Source organism: Methylobacterium nigriterrae, from assembly GCF_037106235.1.
GTDB classification, from domain to species: Bacteria; Pseudomonadota; Alphaproteobacteria; order Rhizobiales; family Beijerinckiaceae; genus Methylobacterium; species Methylobacterium nigriterrae.
Genome location: NZ_JBAWTG010000534.1, coordinates 1 through 479 on the forward strand (window position 1 = coordinate 1; position 479 = coordinate 479).

The 479-nt window shown below is 67.2% G+C and carries 1 protein-coding gene; it reads left to right on the forward strand.

Features of this window, described 5'->3' with window-relative positions; genetic code table 11:
* On the forward strand, positions 1-219 hold a 219-nt coding region (locus tag WDW90_RS38115; RefSeq protein WP_431311216.1), incomplete at its 5' end, for a hypothetical protein.
* Positions 220-479: the final 260 nt, after the last annotated feature.

Below are 479 nucleotides of genomic sequence, written 5' to 3' on the forward strand. Positions count from 1 at the left end.
TGCTACTGCGGGCAGGAACGCGTCTGCTCGCCGCCGCTTTGCTCTCTGCAACGACGAGGGAGCGAAACGATGAGCCAAGGTGGCACGCCGCAGCCCGGCGGTGAACCGAAGCCGATTTGGGATCCGCCATCCAAGCCTGAGGGACCGGAAGGCAATCCTCCCTCTGCTCCCGAGGAGGACGAGCCCGAGATCGAGGAGACCGAGGAGCAGCCGAGCTGAGCCTCGCCATCACAGCCTCGTCCGGTTCGCGCTGGGCGGGGCTCCTTGCGGTTCAGCCCCGCCTCCCCTCACCCGTTCGCACCAAGCCAGCCCTCCTGAAGGGACTGGCGGGCGTATTGCGGGATACGCAGGCCATAGGCAGGCTCTCTTGCGTGAGGCCGAGCACAGCCGCCCAGGTCTCACCGCTAGACGAAGCCCCGCGGACTGAGCACCCGTGGGGCTTCAACCGGCCGAGACGCGAGCCCCGTACTAACCTAAGA